The organism is Bacillus sp. HSf4, from assembly GCF_029537375.1.
Taxonomy (GTDB): domain Bacteria; phylum Bacillota; class Bacilli; order Bacillales; family Bacillaceae; genus Bacillus; species Bacillus sonorensis_A.
In genome coordinates this window covers 2,230,328-2,247,209 of the sequence record NZ_CP120679.1, presented here as the reverse complement: position 1 = coordinate 2,247,209, position 16,882 = coordinate 2,230,328, and the positions used below count along the sequence as shown (strand labels likewise).

The 16,882-nt window shown below is 40.2% G+C and carries 21 protein-coding genes, 1 tRNA gene and 1 pseudogene; 18 read left to right on the top strand and 5 right to left on the bottom strand.

The annotated features are described in order from the left end of the window. The first annotated feature begins 30 nt into the window (after positions 1–30). The gene (locus tag P3X63_RS11435; RefSeq protein ID WP_277690731.1) at positions 31–444 is read left to right on the top strand and encodes a hypothetical protein; all 414 of its coding nucleotides are present in this window, start codon (positions 31–33) and stop codon (positions 442–444) included. A 106-nt stretch (positions 445–550) separates the two neighbouring features. Here P3X63_RS11435 and P3X63_RS11430 read toward each other — a convergent pair whose 3' ends face one another. Continuing rightward, positions 551–1,177, bottom strand: coding sequence for a hypothetical protein (locus tag P3X63_RS11430; RefSeq protein ID WP_481748553.1), 627 nt, complete (start codon positions 1,175–1,177; stop codon positions 551–553). A gap of 233 nt (positions 1,178–1,410) precedes the next feature. Continuing rightward, positions 1,411–1,761: pseudogene (locus P3X63_RS11425) on the bottom strand (family 43 glycosylhydrolase); the annotation flags it as partial. Positions 1,762–2,087: 326 nt separating this feature from the next. Between P3X63_RS11425 and vanR-A the strand changes: the two are divergent. From vanR-A to P3X63_RS11390, 7 genes are all read left to right on the top strand, one after another. Further along, entirely contained in the window at positions 2,088–2,783 is a 696-nt protein-coding gene (gene vanR-A, locus P3X63_RS11420; protein ID WP_277690730.1) for a vancomycin resistance response regulator transcription factor VanR-A, read from the top strand. Then, entirely contained in the window at positions 2,761–3,930 is a 1,170-nt protein-coding gene (gene vanS, locus P3X63_RS11415; RefSeq protein WP_026587441.1) for a vancomycin resistance histidine kinase VanS, read from the top strand. The genes vanR-A and vanS overlap by 23 nt, the downstream gene beginning before the upstream one ends. 629 nt (positions 3,931–4,559) lie before the next feature. Beyond that, the gene (vanY, locus tag P3X63_RS11410; protein ID WP_277692926.1) at positions 4,560–5,441 is read left to right on the top strand and encodes a VanY-A/VanY-F/VanY-M family D-Ala-D-Ala carboxypeptidase; all 882 of its coding nucleotides are present in this window, start codon (positions 4,560–4,562) and stop codon (positions 5,439–5,441) included. 182 nt (positions 5,442–5,623) lie between these two features. Then, entirely contained in the window at positions 5,624–6,100 is a 477-nt protein-coding gene (locus P3X63_RS11405) for a VanZ family protein (protein WP_347176579.1), read from the top strand. A gap of 191 nt (positions 6,101–6,291) precedes the next feature. Then, positions 6,292–6,570, top strand: coding sequence for an ArsR/SmtB family transcription factor (locus P3X63_RS11400; protein ID WP_026587437.1), 279 nt, complete (start codon positions 6,292–6,294; stop codon positions 6,568–6,570). A gap of 98 nt (positions 6,571–6,668) precedes the next feature. Then, a complete protein-coding gene (locus P3X63_RS11395) occupies positions 6,669–7,052 on the top strand; it encodes a VOC family protein (RefSeq protein WP_026587436.1) in 384 nt (127 codons plus the stop codon). Positions 7,053–7,451: 399 nt separating this feature from the next. Then, a complete protein-coding gene (locus P3X63_RS11390; RefSeq protein ID WP_077736638.1) occupies positions 7,452–7,823 on the top strand; it encodes an iron chaperone in 372 nt (123 codons plus the stop codon). 982 nt (positions 7,824–8,805) lie between these two features. Here the strand turns inward: P3X63_RS11390 and P3X63_RS11385 are convergent. Next, on the bottom strand, positions 8,806–9,111 hold the full coding sequence (locus P3X63_RS11385) for a hypothetical protein (RefSeq protein WP_077736639.1): 306 nt from the start codon (positions 9,109–9,111) through the stop codon (positions 8,806–8,808). Positions 9,112–9,187: 76 nt separating this feature from the next. Between P3X63_RS11385 and P3X63_RS11380 the strand changes: the two genes are divergently transcribed. The 9 genes from P3X63_RS11380 to P3X63_RS11340 all read left to right on the top strand — a co-directional run bounded on the left by P3X63_RS11380 (position 9,188) and on the right by P3X63_RS11340 (position 15,542). After that, on the top strand, positions 9,188–9,412 hold the full coding sequence (locus tag P3X63_RS11380; protein WP_077736640.1) for a hypothetical protein: 225 nt from the start codon (positions 9,188–9,190) through the stop codon (positions 9,410–9,412). Next, positions 9,409–9,546: a hypothetical protein gene (locus P3X63_RS11375; RefSeq protein ID WP_256860389.1), complete on the top strand. Its 138-nt coding sequence runs from the start codon at positions 9,409–9,411 to the stop codon at positions 9,544–9,546. Before P3X63_RS11380 ends, P3X63_RS11375 begins: the two co-directional genes overlap by 4 nt. A 233-nt stretch (positions 9,547–9,779) precedes the next feature. Further along, positions 9,780–10,877: a response regulator aspartate phosphatase gene (locus P3X63_RS11370; protein WP_277690724.1), complete on the top strand. Its 1,098-nt coding sequence runs from the start codon at positions 9,780–9,782 to the stop codon at positions 10,875–10,877. A 351-nt stretch (positions 10,878–11,228) separates the two neighbouring features. Further along, complete coding sequence (locus P3X63_RS11365; RefSeq protein WP_277690722.1) at positions 11,229–11,621, top strand: YwqH-like family protein; 393 nt, start codon at positions 11,229–11,231, stop codon at positions 11,619–11,621. Between the two features lie 7 nt (positions 11,622–11,628). Beyond that, the gene (locus P3X63_RS11360) at positions 11,629–11,907 is read left to right on the top strand and encodes a YwqI/YxiC family protein (RefSeq protein WP_077736643.1); all 279 of its coding nucleotides are present in this window, start codon (positions 11,629–11,631) and stop codon (positions 11,905–11,907) included. Between the two features lie 11 nt (positions 11,908–11,918). Continuing rightward, entirely contained in the window at positions 11,919–13,853 is a 1,935-nt protein-coding gene (locus tag P3X63_RS11355) for a T7SS effector LXG polymorphic toxin (protein ID WP_277690719.1), read from the top strand. Positions 13,854–13,885: 32 nt separating this feature from the next. Beyond that, complete coding sequence (locus P3X63_RS11350) at positions 13,886–14,341, top strand: DUF4274 domain-containing protein (protein WP_026587428.1); 456 nt, start codon at positions 13,886–13,888, stop codon at positions 14,339–14,341. Positions 14,342–14,448: 107 nt separating this feature from the next. Beyond that, on the top strand, positions 14,449–14,577 hold the full coding sequence (locus P3X63_RS11345; RefSeq protein ID WP_268884347.1) for a hypothetical protein: 129 nt from the start codon (positions 14,449–14,451) through the stop codon (positions 14,575–14,577). Positions 14,578–15,191: 614 nt separating this feature from the next. Beyond that, entirely contained in the window at positions 15,192–15,542 is a 351-nt protein-coding gene (locus P3X63_RS11340) for a DUF2200 domain-containing protein (RefSeq protein ID WP_026587427.1), read from the top strand. Between the two features lie 186 nt (positions 15,543–15,728). Here the strand turns inward: P3X63_RS11340 and P3X63_RS11335 are convergent. After that, a tRNA-Arg gene (locus tag P3X63_RS11335) sits at positions 15,729–15,802 on the bottom strand. A 106-nt stretch (positions 15,803–15,908) separates the two neighbouring features. Beyond that, positions 15,909–16,091 (bottom strand): YjfB family protein, encoded by a 183-nt coding sequence (locus P3X63_RS11330; protein WP_409445216.1) that lies wholly within the window; start codon positions 16,089–16,091, stop codon positions 15,909–15,911. A 284-nt stretch (positions 16,092–16,375) separates the two neighbouring features. Between P3X63_RS11330 and P3X63_RS11325 the strand changes: the two genes are divergently transcribed. Next, positions 16,376–16,882 carry a hypothetical protein gene (locus P3X63_RS11325; RefSeq protein ID WP_026587426.1) on the top strand — a complete coding sequence of 169 codons (507 nt, stop codon included), beginning with the start codon at positions 16,376–16,378 and terminating at the stop codon, positions 16,880–16,882.

Here is a 16,882-nt window from a genome sequence, read left to right as displayed (position 1 = left end):
GGGAGAAGAAATGAATGAGGAGACAAGCTTATGAAAAGAAAAGCCATTGTTTTAGGAATCATCGCTCTAAGCATGTTTCCGACCACTTCAGCTTTAGCAGCTGAGGTGCAGTCGTTTGGCTGGAAAACACTTGCGGATGAAAAGGTGACCATTTCAAATGAGGGAAACATGACCGGAGATTATCAATCAGACGGAGGCTATTACAGGATTTGTGTTTTTCAAATAAGAACGGGAAATACAATGACGGTCAGCCTTTATGAAAGTGATCCCGAGCTGCCTTTAGAGCGTGTAGGAGACAGAAAATTCATTGCCGCGCCTGGCGGCTGCGCCACATGGACAAGCTTAAACAGCTGGATTGACGGCTCGAATCAAAAGGCGGAATTGAATGCGAAAATTGATTCTAAAACCGGCGCTGATGTTGTGCAAGTGAAAATTCAGGATTAAGTTAGAGAAGGGGGCTGCAAAACATCACGATTCTCCCATGCCTTCTTGAATCGATGGGAGAATCGTGATGTCAAAACACCTTCATTTGGTCAATGGCAAACGCCTGTTACTTGATGTCGATTGCTGAAGCTTTGTTATCCCAATCTGAAGCCATATTAGCCGTTTTACCATACCAATCGGAATGTCTAAACAGGACGCCTTTGCCATACCCTTGAGTTGAAGTGTGCTCCCACAGTGTCGTCGAATAGCTTGAAGAAGGTGACGCCGTGCTTAAGGAGGAAATTCTGTCATTCCAGCTGGACGGCAGGTTTTTAAAGCCGTCTCTCCAATAAATATACTGTCCGCCTTTATTTTTATACTCATAGAAATCGGTGCAGCAAGGGCCGCTGGCCGTCGGCTTGATTTCGTTTTGAAGTCTTTGTTTGTCTTTTTCGATAAATGCCTCCAACGTTAACTTGCTCGTAAATCCATACGCCAACAAATCGCCGTTTTGATTCTGTTGAGGCAGAACCATCGTTACTTTGATGTCTTTGCCGGATTTGCTGTTGACTTGGGCCTGGGAATCCACATCTTTCCCGTCTACAGTTAAGTAATGGAACGATTTGATCGTATAATGGTTCGATTTGGCATCGCTTACATTTGCCGGTGCGGCGCTTGCCGGCAATGCTGACATGAAACAGACTGCTGCAACGAGACCCGTACCTACTGTTTTTTTGAACTTTGTTATCAACATATAACAACACTTCCTCTCTTTATTTTCCTATTTATCAATAGGATGGAAAAAATCATAGCATTAATAGAATGAAAATGATGTCTTATTTTGCTGAAAAACATTAAAATTAAATAAATATATATTTAATCCTTTTTTGGAGGTGAAAAACGGTTTTTTCTGGAAGTATCAACTCCCATTAGAAAGATTCGCAAAAAAACCAAACAGAAAACTTCTGTTTGGTTCTTCTAAGCGGCCTAATATCTCGGCCAGCCTTTGGAATCCCAGGACAAATCATTGATCAAAAGCTTGGACACCCCATTGTTAAGCGCGTCATAGCTATGTCTTGCGATGATGTTGCCGTTTAGCACATCTTCGCCGCCCGGTCCTTTCCAGCGGTCATTTCCGGAATCGAGAATTGTTCCTCCCCCTTCGGTCATTTTCTTGCCGCTTCTGTTAATATGGACCCGTCACTTTTTTTGAACGGCCGTAAAAATTTTATAGGTGCTGTTGACCCCTTGGCAGCATTTGTCGAACGAAACGAATCAATAATAGTATCCGTTTTGATATGTGATGCTCGGCGCTTCAACCGCTCCGCCATGATTTGGCACATATTTTTTCCATCAGGATAACGGAGTTGGAAATATACTTGGCGACACACTCCAAACTTTTCCGTCATTCGACTTGATGACGCGGCTCCCTTTTCCAATCCCCGTCCCAAACGTGTACCATGTATGTCCTTCTTTAATCATCGAAGCTGCCGGAAGGGAAAAATAGTCATTCCTTATTCCATTAAAGGGCCATTATATAGAGGTTTTGACCGTATTCATCGTAAATAAAGATTGCACTTTACTTGGAGAGGTGGGTATGATAGCCTCGTTATTTGGAAAAGGCTCCGATTGAGAAAAGCAAATCCAAAGGAGGGTTGATAACTATGAGCGATAAAATACTTGTTGTGGACGACGAACGCGAAATTGCCGATTTGGTTGAGCTATACTTGAAAAACGAGAATTATACGATTTTCAAATACTATACCGCCAAAGAAGCGTTGGAATGTATAGACAAGGCCGAGTTTGACCTTGCCATATTGGATATCATGCTTCCCGGCGCAAGCGGTCTCACTATCTGCCAAAAAATAAGGGACAAGTACACCTATCCAATTATCATGCTGACCGCGAAAGATACGGAGGTAGATAAAATTACAGGGCTAACAATCGGCGCGGACGATTATATAACGAAGCCCTTTCGCCCGCTGGAGTTAATTGCGCGGGTTAAGGCACAGTTGCGCCGATACAAAAAATACAATGGAGTAACGGAGAAGAACGACAATGTTATTGTCCACTCCGGCCTTGTTATGAATATAAACACGCATGAGTGTTTTCTGAACGAGAAGCCGTTATCCCTCACTCCCACCGAGTTTTCAATTCTGCGCATCCTCTGTGAAAACAAGGGGAATGTGGTTAGCTCCGAGCAATTATTTCATGAGATATGGGGCGACGAATATTTCAGCAAGAGCAACAACACCATTACCGTGCATATCCGGCATCTGCGTGAAAAAATGAACGACACCATTGATAATCCGAAGTATATAAAAACGGTATGGGGGGTTGGCTATAAAATTGAAAAATAGGAATAAAAAAACCGATTATTCCAAACTAAAACGAAAACTCTACCTCTATATCGTTGTGATTGTTATGGCAGCAGTTGTATTCGTGTTGTTTTTGCGTCTATTTATCAAGGGGACACTTGGGGAGTGGATCGTACGTTTTTTGGAAAACAGTTATTACTTAGAACGTCAGGACGCGATGATAATATATCAGTATACCATACGGAATAATATAGAAATCTTTATTTATGTGGCGATTGCCATTAGTATTCTGATTCTATGCCGCATCATGCTTTCAAAATTTACAAAATACTTTGACGAGATAAATACCGGCATTGATATACTGATTCAGAACGAAGATAAACAAATTGAACTTTCTGCGGAAATGGAGTTCATGGAACAGAAGCTCAACACATTAAAACGGACTCTGGAAAAACGAGAGCAGGATGCAAAGCTGGCCGAACAAAGAAAAAATGACGTTGTTATGTACTTGGCGCACGATATTAAAACGCCACTGACATCCGTTATCGGTTATCTGAGCCTGCTTGACGAGGCGCCAGACATGCCTGCAGAACAAAAGGCAAAGTATGTGCATATCACGTTGGACAAAGCGTATCGCCTCGAACAGCTAATCGACGAGTTTTTTGAGATTACGCGGTATAACCTCCAAACGATTACGCTCACGAAAAAGAACATAGACCTATACTATATGCTGGTGCAGATGACCGATGAATTTTACCCCCAGCTTGCCGCGAATGGAAAACAAGCGGTTATCCATGCTTCCGAGGATTTGACCGTATTCGGCGACCCCGATAAGCTGGCGAGGGTCTTTAACAACATTTTGAAAAATGCCGCTGCATACAGCGAGGACAACAGCGTCATTGACATTACGGCGGGCCTCTCCGGGGATGTGGTGTCCATCGTTTTCAAGAACGCCGGAAGCATCCCAAAAGAAAATCTCGCTGCCATATTTGAAAAGTTTTACAGGCTGGACGATGCCCGTTCTTCCGATACGGGCGGCGCGGGACTTGGATTGGCGATTGCAAAAGAAATCATTGTTCAGCATGGCGGGCAGATTTACGCGGAAAGCAATGATCACTACACGACGTTTACGGTAGAGCTTCCGGCCTTGCCAGAAGGGGTTCCTAAGAAAATGAATATCGTTTCTTAGGAAAATCTCAAGGTTATCTTTACTTTTTCTTAGGAAATTAACAATTTAATTTTAAAAAACGGCTCGTTCTTACGCGGTAGACTTAAAATCGTAAGAACGAGCTTTTTTCGTTTCGCCAAGTGCATGCTGATTTAACGAGGCTGAACCGCCTGTTGACATTGGGCGGAGCAGACGGGCGGTGTGGCGTACCGCCCATCTATTCGTTCAGTCTTGTTTTTTCATGCTCATCTTGCCGCAGCGCCCGCAAGAAGGCTTCGGCCGTGGTCATCGCAATTTTCTGCTCACCCGCAGGCCAGCAATTTGCGAATCAATTGCTCCAGTTCCGCTGGGTACCGAAAGGAAAAGGCGGCCCTTGCCAGCCATATCCCGCAGCCGCTGTCTTTCTCTGTCCAGGCCGCGTCGAGACCCACGCCTATCTGATCGCCGCCGCCCTCGCCAAGCGCGGGGTACGTGGGCGATTTCTGGCTCATATACAATATCCCGGCATGGCATATATTGCCGAGGTGCCCGTGGTGGCCACGTCCAGCATCGCCCTGGAGAAAGCTATCGTTAAGGACTGCCGAAATCTCCCGCGCGCTGACTCAACGCGGCATTATCATCAAGCCGCTCACTTAAGGAGGAAACTGAAAATGAAGAAGTGGGGTTTTTTATTGTTATTTTTATTGTGCTTAGGTTTTGCCTTCATTAATAAAACACTGTTTTTTCAGGATAAAGCAGAAATTCAAAAATATGATCAAAATCACAAAGATCAAAGAGGGACTTCGGAAAGCACCCAAACGAAAACGATTTCAAAAGAACAGATTCATCAAGGAAATCTGCTCCTAATCAACAGTAATTATCCTGTTCGCCAAAAAAGTGTGAAATCAGATATCGTAAATTTATCTAAGCATAATGAATTGGTAAAGGGATATGGGTTGCTTGATACGAATATTCATCTATCAAAAGAAATAGCACAAAAATTTTCAGAGATGGTCAATGATGCTGCAAAGGAAGGGGTTAGTCATTTTTTAATAAATAGTGGCTATCGTGACTTTGATGAGCAAAGTGTGCTTTACCGAGAAATGGGAGATGATTATGCCTTGCCAGCAGGTTTTAGTGAACATAATTCAGGCTTAGCCCTTGATGTAGGATCAAGCTTAACAAAAATGGAGCAATCACCTGAAGGAAAGTGGATAAAAGAAAATGCCTGGAAATACGGCTTTATATTACGCTATCCAAAGGATAAAACTGATGTTACAGGCATTCAATATGAACCATGGCATATCCGTTATGTTGGTTTCCCTCACAGCGCGATTATGAAAGAAAAGAATTTCGCTCTAGAAGAATATTTGGATTTTTTGCAGGAACAGAAGTCGATTACGACTACAATAGACCACCAAGTCTATAAAATCTTTTACTATCCCATCTCCCAAAATACAACGATCCCTGTGCCTGCGAATGGGCAGTATGAAATGTCAGGCAACAATATGGATGGCGTGATTGTGACAGTGTATTCTGGTAAGCGAGACTAAGTTCCGAAGGACGAGGTTCGGGCGGAGAGGAACGGATGAACGGCGGAAGAGGGAGCGTTCCGAAGAAAAACGAAGAGAGTATCAACAACAACTAAAACATAGCAAATGTGAGTTTTTAGAGATACCGATAAACGAACCAGCATTGTTTCAGGGTGGCGTGACAAGAAATTGGAGGAGAAATATTGAAAAATAAAAAATTGACGTTCATATTATTCTTAATCTATGTATTAGCACTTATTTGGTTAGTTCTTTTTAAGTTACAGTTTTCTTTTGATCAAATAGACAGAGTGCGAGTCATGAATATGATCCCACTTAATAAGTCCGACTTTTCTGAGGTGTATAACAATATAAGGATTTTTGTACCTTTGGGTATCTATATTTGCATGTTGAAAAGTAAATGGTCTTTTATGAAAAAACTTCTTTCGATTATTGGTTTTACTCTGACATTTGAGATTACACAATTTGTTTTGGCAATCGGAAGAAGTGATATTACTGATATACTGGCCAATACACTTGGAGGTACAATCGGCATTGGTATTTATGAGCTATTATTCAAGATTCTAAAACACAGGACGAATAAATTGATAAATTTATTTGCCTTGGTGTTAACTTCTTGTGCACTATTTTTCATTATCTTTATATTTAAAAGGCACAGTTAAGTACGTAACATGTAATTACTGCACTGAGAGAAGTTCCTCCGTTTATGTTTAATTTACTCTTTCATCAATGATTGAAGCTACCATCTTCATGTGACTTTACTTGTTGATCGCATCATAGTGGTTCCTTTATTACGCAACCTTAGAGTTGCTCATACTTGACAAGCAACCGTATAGTTGCATATACTCGATATATGAATTGGAATAAAGACGCTATATTCAAAGCACTTGGCGATTCGACTCGGCGGCTTATATTAGACGAACTATCCGAACGCAACGAGCTGACGTTGTATGAGCTTACGGCACGTCTCATTATGAAGCATGAGCTTTCCATTTCGCGACAGGCGATAGCTAAACATCTTTCTGTATTGGAAGATGCAGGGCTCGTTCAATCAAAACGAAAGGGAAAATATCGAGTACTTATATTTAATAACGAGCCACTTAAAAATTTGCTGAAGGGATGGGTAGATTAATTTTATAACGAATAACGAATGTATGAGTTTTTCTATTTGCAGCCAGATTGTCAGAAGAGAACCATACATCGCAAATACCAAAGGAGACCAAACACATGATGAAAATCATTATTACTAGTATATTCGTTCAAGATCAAGACAAAGCATTGGAGTTTTATACAAAAACGCTGGGCTTTGTAAAAAAGCATGATGTTCCCAGCGGAGCATATAGGTGGATAACGCTTGTTTCTCCCGATGATCAAAACGGAACCGAGCTTTTACTCGAACCGAATGAACATCCTGCCGCCAAAGACTATCAAAAGAAGCTATTTGCCGAAGGCATCCCAGTAACAATGTTTGGCGTTGCAGATATTCGCAAAGAGTACGAACGATTATTGGAAAACGGTGTGAAGTTTACGATGGAGCCGACAGAAATGGGCGAAGTCACAATAGCTGTCTTCGATGATACATGCGGCAATCTTATTCAGATAATACAGAAGTAACGTCATGTTTAACGACTTTATTGGTAAGTATTAAGTTCGGTGAAGGACGGAATATTCTTGCGCGAATACCGTAGATGTCGAATGAAAAAGAGCATATAAAGATGGAGAGCCCGCTTATTACAAGTTGGGCTATTTTTTGACATTTCGGTTGTTTGTTCTGATCAATATGAGTCATTTTCATGGGAGGGATAAAATCAACAACCACCATAAAAAGAGCTCCTTATCTAAAAGCGGAGGCTCTTTTTATACTGACCAATTACTGAGTTCTATCGAAGGAGTTTTGTTTTTCATTCTTGATCATTAATTGTTGAAAAGGTAACATCAACATTGGAAACAGGAGAGGCACCATTCGATATAGGTATCAAATCTCATTAGTTTATATGAAGGGGAGGGAACAACATGGAAGTTTTTGCAGAATATTTAGCGAATATTGATCATCCGCAGCATCGGGCCCGTACGGAAAAAGTGTTGAGCTGGGTAACTGAGAAATTTCCACAGTTAGCGCCGAAAATGGCGTGGAATCAGCCTATGTTTACCGATCACGGCACATTTATTATTGGCTTTAGCGTAGCCAAACACCATTTGGCTGTTGCCCCTGAAAGGGCAGGGATCATTCATTTTTCCGATGAAATTGTAGAGGCCGGCTATGATCATACCAAGCAGTTGGTTCGTATCAAGTGGGATCACCCGGTTGATTTCTCATTACTTGAGAAAATAATCGAGTTTAATATGTTGGATAAGGCAGACTGTTCAACTTTTTGGCGGAAATAAAAAAGGATCAAAAGGCTTCAAATGCTCATTTGAAAAATCAGGTTCGGAAAATCTTTGATATAATAAGATTTGTGCAGAGTTTGCAATAAAAAACCCGCCACCAAAGAAACATAATAAAACGATCGGAAATCACAAACAAAAAAGAGGCAGCCCCTTGGTATATCAAGGGGCTGCCTCTTTTCATGAAATACGTCCCAAGCGAGATTCGAACTCCCGACACGGATGCGGATGATCTTTTCTGAAGGCGAAAAAATAACACTTTTTAGTTGATTTATATGGTTTATTATGAGGTTTTATGGTGGGAAACGATAGACTATCATGGAGTGTACTATCTTTAAAACAAATAATTGGGGATGGTGTTGCTGTAGTACCAGCCACCGGGGTTTTTTGTATCAACAGGAACAGTCGAGTCCGTATGGTCTGGCTGGCCAACCAGAAGTGGTTACACTGCGCGAATCTATACGGATGCCAGGACTTACACTTCAAGAACTTCTTCTGTTGACTGGAGAATTCAGCTTAAAGCTCCCCATATCTATACATGGACAAGAAGCGGTTTATATAGCGGGGGAAGTGCAACGAGCTGCTATCTTCTGCTTCCCATAAAAATTTAGTGTGCGGTATATAAGAAGAAAGTTAGGCGGCATTTATATTGTTCGGGTGTTCTGTTTTAAGGATTCTAAAAAGAAAAAATCGATTGGGGGTTTCGACTCTGAGAAAATTTAGATTACGGAAGGTATTTAAATAAGGGGAAGGGCTTTCTCCCCTCTGGATTGAGAGGGAATGATATGAAGTCGATAGCTTTGTGGTTCACTTTGACACGAAAGCGGAGCTGCATAATCATTCGAATAACGTAATTGTCCATTGGACTTCGAAAAGTCGTAATGCGAAACAATTACAGTCCTCTAGGGCATATTAGCTATGAAAAATTAGAGGAATTCTGAAAAAATAAAAAAGCAGGATAGATGGATCCTGCTTTTTTGATTTAAGAAAACAATGTATTTACTAAGTCTTTATAATCTTTTTCTTCAAAAGAAACCGTTACTCTGTCTACTTTTTCAGAGTCTGGGAACATGAAAGTTGTTTGGCTAAATTTAGTTTTTGTTGGCCCAATTATATTAAACATAAAGTCAAGAACTTTAAAACAGTCTATATCTAATCCATTTTCCGAGTGGTTTTTTACACTTATAGTTATATAGTTTTCAACGTTTGAAAATCTTGCTTTTTGGGGTGACATATTATGTCTCTTACAAAATGACTTAATAGCTGATTTTAATAAATCCTCCTTCAATGATGAATTCATCCTTTCCTTTTGGGCTATTTTGCTATTATATATTATAACCAAAAACAGGGGAGAATAGTGCTTCGTGAAAAAATCCCAACTCTTGTCGCGGTTAACCTCTTGTCTTTGCCTTTTGCAAAATTCTATTTACGCAGCTGAAATTGGTGATTCGGACTTGGATTTATCGAAGACTGAAATAACTTATCAGGATAATGAGATCACTGTTGGGTATTGGGGAAATGCCCTTGAAATAGTTAAGAAAATTGAGGAAAGTCCAACAAGCGTTAAAGCCTTGATGATGCTGAATTGAAGACCATCAAAACCAAGTACCTTTCTTCAAAGAAAATCAAGGATATTGAAATTGATTTGGAGATGGGGCTGAAAAAGGACAAATTAAAACGGCAGGCTATTTATAACCTTGTGACAGCTCTCGGGATTATCTGAGCTAAGACTCTTCAAAAACCGCAATTCCATTTATTTTAGTTGACTAAAATCATCTCCTTTAAATCAATGATTTTCAATCCATTATCAATTCGCTATTGCGGGGTAGACCGAAAATTTTAATTGCGGTGGCCCAATACCTTTTTCAAATGGTGGAATATTGTTAAAATTTACATCATTAGTATGCTGAAGGGAAGGGTGAAAAGGTTGGATAGAATCTCATCTGCAGAAGTGGGATGAAAATAACCGAGTGGTATCATCACATTCAGAAATTCAATGTAACAGATGCTGAAATTCTTAAAGCCGAAATAGAAAAAGACATAGAGGTTATGGAAGAGGATCAAGACTTGTTACTCTATTATCAATTAATGGCTTTTCGCCACAGTATTATGATTGAGTATATCGTACCTTCTGGCGAAAAACAGATGGAATTGTCAGAATATTTAAAGAGGGTTGAAGGGAATAAACGAAAGTTGGATCACATGCTTACATACTATTACAACTTTTTTCGAGGCATGTACGAGTTCAGGAAAGGTGAATATACAAAGGCAATCACTTATTATAAAAAAGCTGAACGTGAATTTCCCGCTATATCAGATAGTATAGAAAAAGCGGAGTTTTCCTTTAAAATGGCTGAAGTCTACTATCATATGAAAATGACTCATGTTTCAATGCATTATGCGGAGCTTGCATACCAAATATATAAAAAACATGAACTTTACTCTGTTCGTCTCATTCAATGTCATTTTGTCATTGCTGGAAATTATGACGATCTTGAAAATCATGAGAAAGCTCTTCCGCACCTGAATCAAGCATTAAGGAGCGCTGAATTACTGAAAAAGAAAAATCCGCATATCTATGCCACAGCATTTTATAACCTTGGCAACTGCTATCATAGGATGGACAATTTAAATAAGGCTGCAAGGTATATTGAACATGCTCTTATTCAATATAAGAAATTAAAGTCAAATCGGTTGCCACAAGTCTACCATGATTTGGCGCTGATCTATTTCAAACAAAATCAGTATGAAAAAGCCGTAGGTTATTACCGTAAAGGTATTAGGTGTGCTGTGGAGTTAAAAGATGATCTCTTTATGAGCTTATTCGAAGCATTGGACTCTCTTTACCTAAAACAGGGGGATACACCCTCCCTTTATAAAATATTTGCTCGATTAGAAACAAGCAAAGGTTTTCCGTATTTGGAAGAGCTGGCGTTGTTAGCCGGCACGTACCTAGATTATAATGGAAAAATAGAGGATAGCATCATCTGTCTCAAAAAGATGGTCTATGCTCAAAAGCAAATATTGAAAGGGGAATGTTTGTATGAAGTCTAAACTGAAGATTGGCTTAGGTATTGTAATCATTGGACTTGGTTTTCTCAGCCATTTTTCAAGCAACGATGATGTGAACATAGCTTCTAGAAACATAACGAGCGCACCTAGTCATTATTATTTTGTTTAGTCTAAAAATACAAATGAAACTGCGTAATTCCTTTTGCAGCCGTTTTAAAAACGGCTTTTTTTATTTTTAAAGCTAACTTTATTGAATAGGTTTATTGACCTAATCTTAAAGATTCATTTTCATGGATGGACAGGATTTATTCACCAATTCATTTCCGTATAGTGGTAAACTTTATACTGGTCATTACTTTAGTCATGCAGTTTTTGGGAAGAGAGGTGTTACAAATGATCGGTTCAATCCTGGGAGAAACGCTGGCTCTAGATATCATGAAAGTCGATCTATCGCTGAAGAAGGAATTTTTGGCAGAGCTGAAAGCTTGCCGCAAAGAGCTGCAAAAAGACAAAACAGAGTTCTCTGATATCAAAAAGACGATCACTGAACCTGAGCTTTCGTCTCACACCTGGCAAGGAAGCCTTGCCGAATCATTTGAGCGTATTCGAAAGGATATGAAGGCATCCTTTCATGACATTGAAGGCAAGCAGCTTTCCGACGTTCTGGAAAAAATCGATGAACGAATCAAAGCGTTACAAGAAGACATTCACTCGCTTAGCCAAGAAGTTCGATCTTTAGAGAAAAAGATCGAACATGCGAAGCGAGAAGCGCGAAACAAGGAGTAATTGAAAAATGGGTCAAGAAATAAAAGTGAAGACCGGTGAAGTCAAACAAGCGATTTCTAAATTGAAGCATTCAAGCCATTCGATAAAAGCGTCGGTTCCGACGGATGTCAAAGGCCAGAATCATTTAGATACAGCGAAAAAGATAGATGAATTAAATCAAACGATGAATGAGGTCGCTGAATCCTATGCCTCGGCTTTTTCAAAACAAATCGCCCAAACGGAATCCGCCGTTGAAGCAATCAAAGACACCGACAAGCAGCTGGCTTCATCGATGAAAACGAAATAGAGGAGAATGCTATGAAGACTCTGGATGTTCAAGCGTTACGAAATGGAATAGATGATACGCTGGAACAGTTAAAAAAACAAGCAGATGAAATTGCCAAAGTCAAAAAAAGCGTCGACGGCATCACATCTCTTGATGATGCCTTAAAAGGAAAAGGCGGGGACGCCATTCGCGCCTTTTACGAAGAATGCCATACTCCGTTCTTGCGATTCTATGAAACGTTCATTGAAGAATACGAATCGGCATTGAAAAAAATCAAAACCTCACTGGATTCTTTTGAATCAAATCACAACGGATATATTTCACAAGCCTTTCTCGAACACGAATTGGAACAAGGCTTGAACGCGGCCGATCGAACAACGAAACATTTGGTATCCAAAGCCAATGCTACGATCGCTAAAGTCAGCCATATCGCCGATTTACCTCAGTTGGATGACAGTGATTTTCATGAACAGAATCAGAGAGCGAAAAGGGAAGTCAGCAGCACGCTCGAAAAGCTCCATGCTTTTGATAGGGAGCAGACCAATGCTCTCAAAACCGCAGAAAACGACCTTGAGACTATGCAAAGATACATCACAAGGCTTGAAAAAATGTATACAGGCCCTAAAATTGAGATTACCGGCTACCAAAAAGGTTCGATTTTAAAGCCGGATGAGATGGATGATTTGAGCGGGAATCAAGAGACAGCGATGGAAGTCATGTTGGATAAGCTTGATAAGAGATCCGAACTTGAAAAAGAAGTGAGTGAAGTTGATGAACGGGATGTTGAAATTTATAAGTTGAAGAAAAAGCTTGAAAACGTCTCCAGTTCAGAGGAATATATTAAGATTGCGAAAGAGATTGGGTATGAAAATCTGGATTCAGATCAGAAGCTATATGTATGGCTGTTGGAGAAAAAGAAGTACATAGAGTTCGATTCGGCTGGATTTGTTGGGGGAGTAAAAGAGAATCTCGTCGATGCGGGTAGTGATTTGTGGGACGCTGCAACCCATCCTATAGAAACACTTGAGGGCATTGGAAACGCGATTATTCATCCCGTAGATACTTTTAACATTATAAAAAAGGATATTGAAGAATCATTTGTGCGGGATGTGATCAATGGCGATTCCTACAGTAGAAGTCATTGGTTCGGATATGCCCTTACAACGGTAGGAACATCGATAGTAGGCTCAAAAGGTGCAGACAAATTAAACAAAGTCTCGAAAGCCGGAAAAGTCGGATCTAAAGTAAAGGCAGCTACTAAAAAAGCAACGAGCAAAACGATTAAGGTTTCGAAGGAAACTTTAGAAAAAAGTATAGCGTATTTCAATAAGTCGATGCATAGGGTTGCTTCAAAAATAAAAGGGATACAAATACACAATCCTTTTGCTCCACAAGTTCAACTTGTAGGCGGAGGAAAAATTCCTTATCATGCACTTAATGGGGAGAATATAAAAGATACTTTTATTCGGCGCATAAAGGAAATCACTACTATTAATAAGGGTATAGGTGAAGCAAGGATAATTCCTGGTAAGACAGGAGCCGTAACAGGCGGGAATTCTAACAAATTAGGAAAAAATATGATGGAGAAAATGGGGCTTAAACGTTCAACAAAATGGAGTGGCTATCAAGCCCAGCATATTATTCCTTCTGAAATGGCAAATAATCCTGTTATTAAAAAAATAGGGATGTATTTCGATGATGCATCAAATGGAATTTTTCTAAGAATACCTGATAAAGATATAAGTGCCATGTCGAGGCACAGAGGATATCATTCTGTTTATAATGAAGTGGTAGAAAGAGCTTTAAACAAAATGGATATTAATCAAAGCGTTTATAGTTTACAAAAACAAGTATCTGAACTGCAAAGTAATTTAAGGACATTACAAGAGAAAGGGTTACCTTTATATCCTAGTCAAGGTGCCACGGTAGAACTTTGGGAAAGAAAACTTAAACAATTATCAAACTAATTTTTTTGAGTATTTGTTAGGAGGTAAAACTAGTGGATAAGAAAGATATTAATTTCCTTGAAGAGTTGCTTTATAAAACAGATAAAGACAGCACAATAAGTTTGGTAAGAAACATTGATGACCCTTTGATGCTCCATGTTTTTGCAGCAAATTATAATTGGAATAGCGGCTTTGATGTTCCAAGAGCAATTCTTGAAAATGAGAACTGTGATTTTGGAACAGGGTTATTAATGTTCCATTATGCAGATGGTTATCGTATGCTTGAAAATCAAGATGATGTTTCAACATCTACTTTAGAAGAATGGAAGGATTTTTTATTTAAAACTTATAATAAGCTTATAAATTTAAAGTTTAAAACTCAGAACATTTCATTTGATCCTGAATTAACAAAGATTCAAAAGTTTAAGTTGAAAAAAAGCAACCCGAATATTCCGGATATTTTACTTGATAAGTCACCAGGACATGTGGTAGATGTTCCAAAAATTTAATGTGTTTTTTTAGGTTCAATTCCGAGAAAAACCCGACAAAAATGGGGATAAAATGGGGGACTTTTTCTTTTCCGCTTTGTCATACGATAGAGACAAGAAAAACGAACGTGAATACCTTAGTCCAAGACGGAGAGTCTGCGGCCACCGATCTTTCGCACACGGATGCTGTGCAGCTGATTGGCGGCCGCTTTTTATTGGCCAGAATGGGAGACGCACCTTTCCCTGATCAAGTGTAAGGTCGTCAGCTTCACAGGAGGAGCGGCTGGAGTCTATGCAGGATTGCGCGCGATAGTCACGGGGAACGCAAGCGGTGAGCTCCCGTTTGCACAGGAAGTCATTTTCACATGGCTTCTTGAAATCTTTGCGTCCTCCTGGAGATTAGCCGGGCCTTTTTTAAAAAGCGAATAGCGCAATGTGGTGTTAATCGGTAAGGAGATTAAAATGAGAGATGTTTAATCGGCTGACACGAAGCAACTAAAAAAGTGTCTAAGCCCTCAACGAAGGCAGATGAACCTTTAACGAGGCGGGATTGGGAAGAGAACATGGGCATATATAAGCGTGTGAACAGTCGTATAAAGAGATATTAGAGCAGTTATTGGATGAATATAGAGGGACAACTTGATCATAAATAAACGAAAAATCCATGGCTTCGTCGATCTTCCAGAGCAAATGATCTACCGGGACAAGTTCACTTAAGGCAAGTTGAGGACCTTGTTCAAGGCTACTTTTATTTTATCTATGGTTTTGAAATAAAGTCCATAACTTATAAAAAAATTTGATACAATTACGTTAATGGATGAATTGTGACAATTCAACAAACGGGCCATTTAACCATTAGGGAGGATGTATCATGACCAAACATCGGATTTATACAATGAGTGTTGTAAGAGTCTATCCCCATTACATTTCGAAAGCAGAGAAAAAAGGACGTACAAAATCAGAAGTGGATGAAATCATCCGTTGGTTGACAGGATATAGCCAAGAAGAGTTAGAAGTACAACTGGAAAAACAGACAGACTTTGAGACCTTTTTTGCGGAAGCTCCCCAATTGAATCCTTCACGGGCTTTGATCAAAGGTGTCGTCTGCGGCGTCCGAGTGGAAGATATCGAAGAACCAATGATGCAGGAAATTCGCTATTTGGATAAGCTGATCGATGAGTTGGCAAAGGGAAAGGCGATGGAGAAGATTTTACGGAAATAATAATAAAAAAACCAAGAAACACTAATTCTATAGCTTTTAAATAACTGGGCGCGATTGTGATAGATTACTGCCCTGAAATGATTTGTTTAGAGGATAAACTCACAATGTCCTTTACTTCACCTGAACACGACGAACAAAAAAGAGCCAACCCTTGGTATGTAAGGGTTGGCCTCTTTTCATGCAATACGTCCCAGGAGAGATTCGAACTCCCGACACACAGCTTAGGAGGCTGTTGCTCTATCCACCTGAGCTACTGGGACACAGAACAATATTATAGTATAAAAGCGCGAAAAAATAAAGGGGATTTCACCATTTTTTTCTGAAAAAGCATGCATCCAACAGAGGTTGAATGCATGCAACTCGCTCTTAGCCCTTTAGATCGATATGATGGCCTGAGACGGGATGAGGGGCTTGCACCATGTCGATTAACTGCTCTGCGCTTTGCTCAGCGGTGTCCATAGCCGTCTTTGTCATTGAGATATGGACGTTTTGGGCAAGCGCGGATTGACTCATTGCCATCGATAAAGCAGCGATATCCAAAGAAACCACCTCCTTATCCTCTAATATCGGATCAACAAGATGTGTCTTTATTCCTGATTTTAAGTCTGAATATTCTAATTTTCGCGTCTGTCTGTTAATATATGTATATCAAGCGTGCTTACCTTTCCGAAACGCCCCTCAGCGCTCCCCGCGCTGTCACAGATCCTTTATGACTCGCACTTCACTGCCGGCCGGTTTTGTTCTTAATTTCACCTTTTTTCACCGTTAACCAAGACTTTTATAAAGTGGTGTCACATCTTAATGGGAAGAAAGACAAAATGGAGGCTGATGTTATGCAATGGCTTGAATTTGTATCTGCGGCGATCGAATCTTTGGCATGGCCCGTCACCATATTAAGCGTGATCTTGCTGCTGAGGGGGCCTTTATCTGAGCGGATGAGGGATTTAATCAAATTGAAATATAAAGATTTTGAATTGGAGTTTGATAAAAGGGTAAAGGAGCTGGCTTCTGCCGGGGAAAAAACAGTGCTTCCCGGGGCTTTGAGCAAGGAGGAAAACATCATTGAAAAAGCTTGGTCTGAGGTGGAAGACGCCCTTCGCCAGACTGCAAAAAGGTTTGATCCAGGTGCCGAGGATCAGGATGTGCAGCATTTGATCAAAATGCTTCATGAGCAAGGTGTTTACACAAAAGAGACAGCGTCCGTCTTATCGGAGCTTTCAATATTAAGGCATGCCGTTTTAAGCGAAGTGAGTTTGAGCGGTGCTTTCGCGTACAAAAAGCTTTGCCGCCAGGAGGCGGGGCAAATTCGAGCCATGGCTGAAAAACATCCGGTTTTGTGA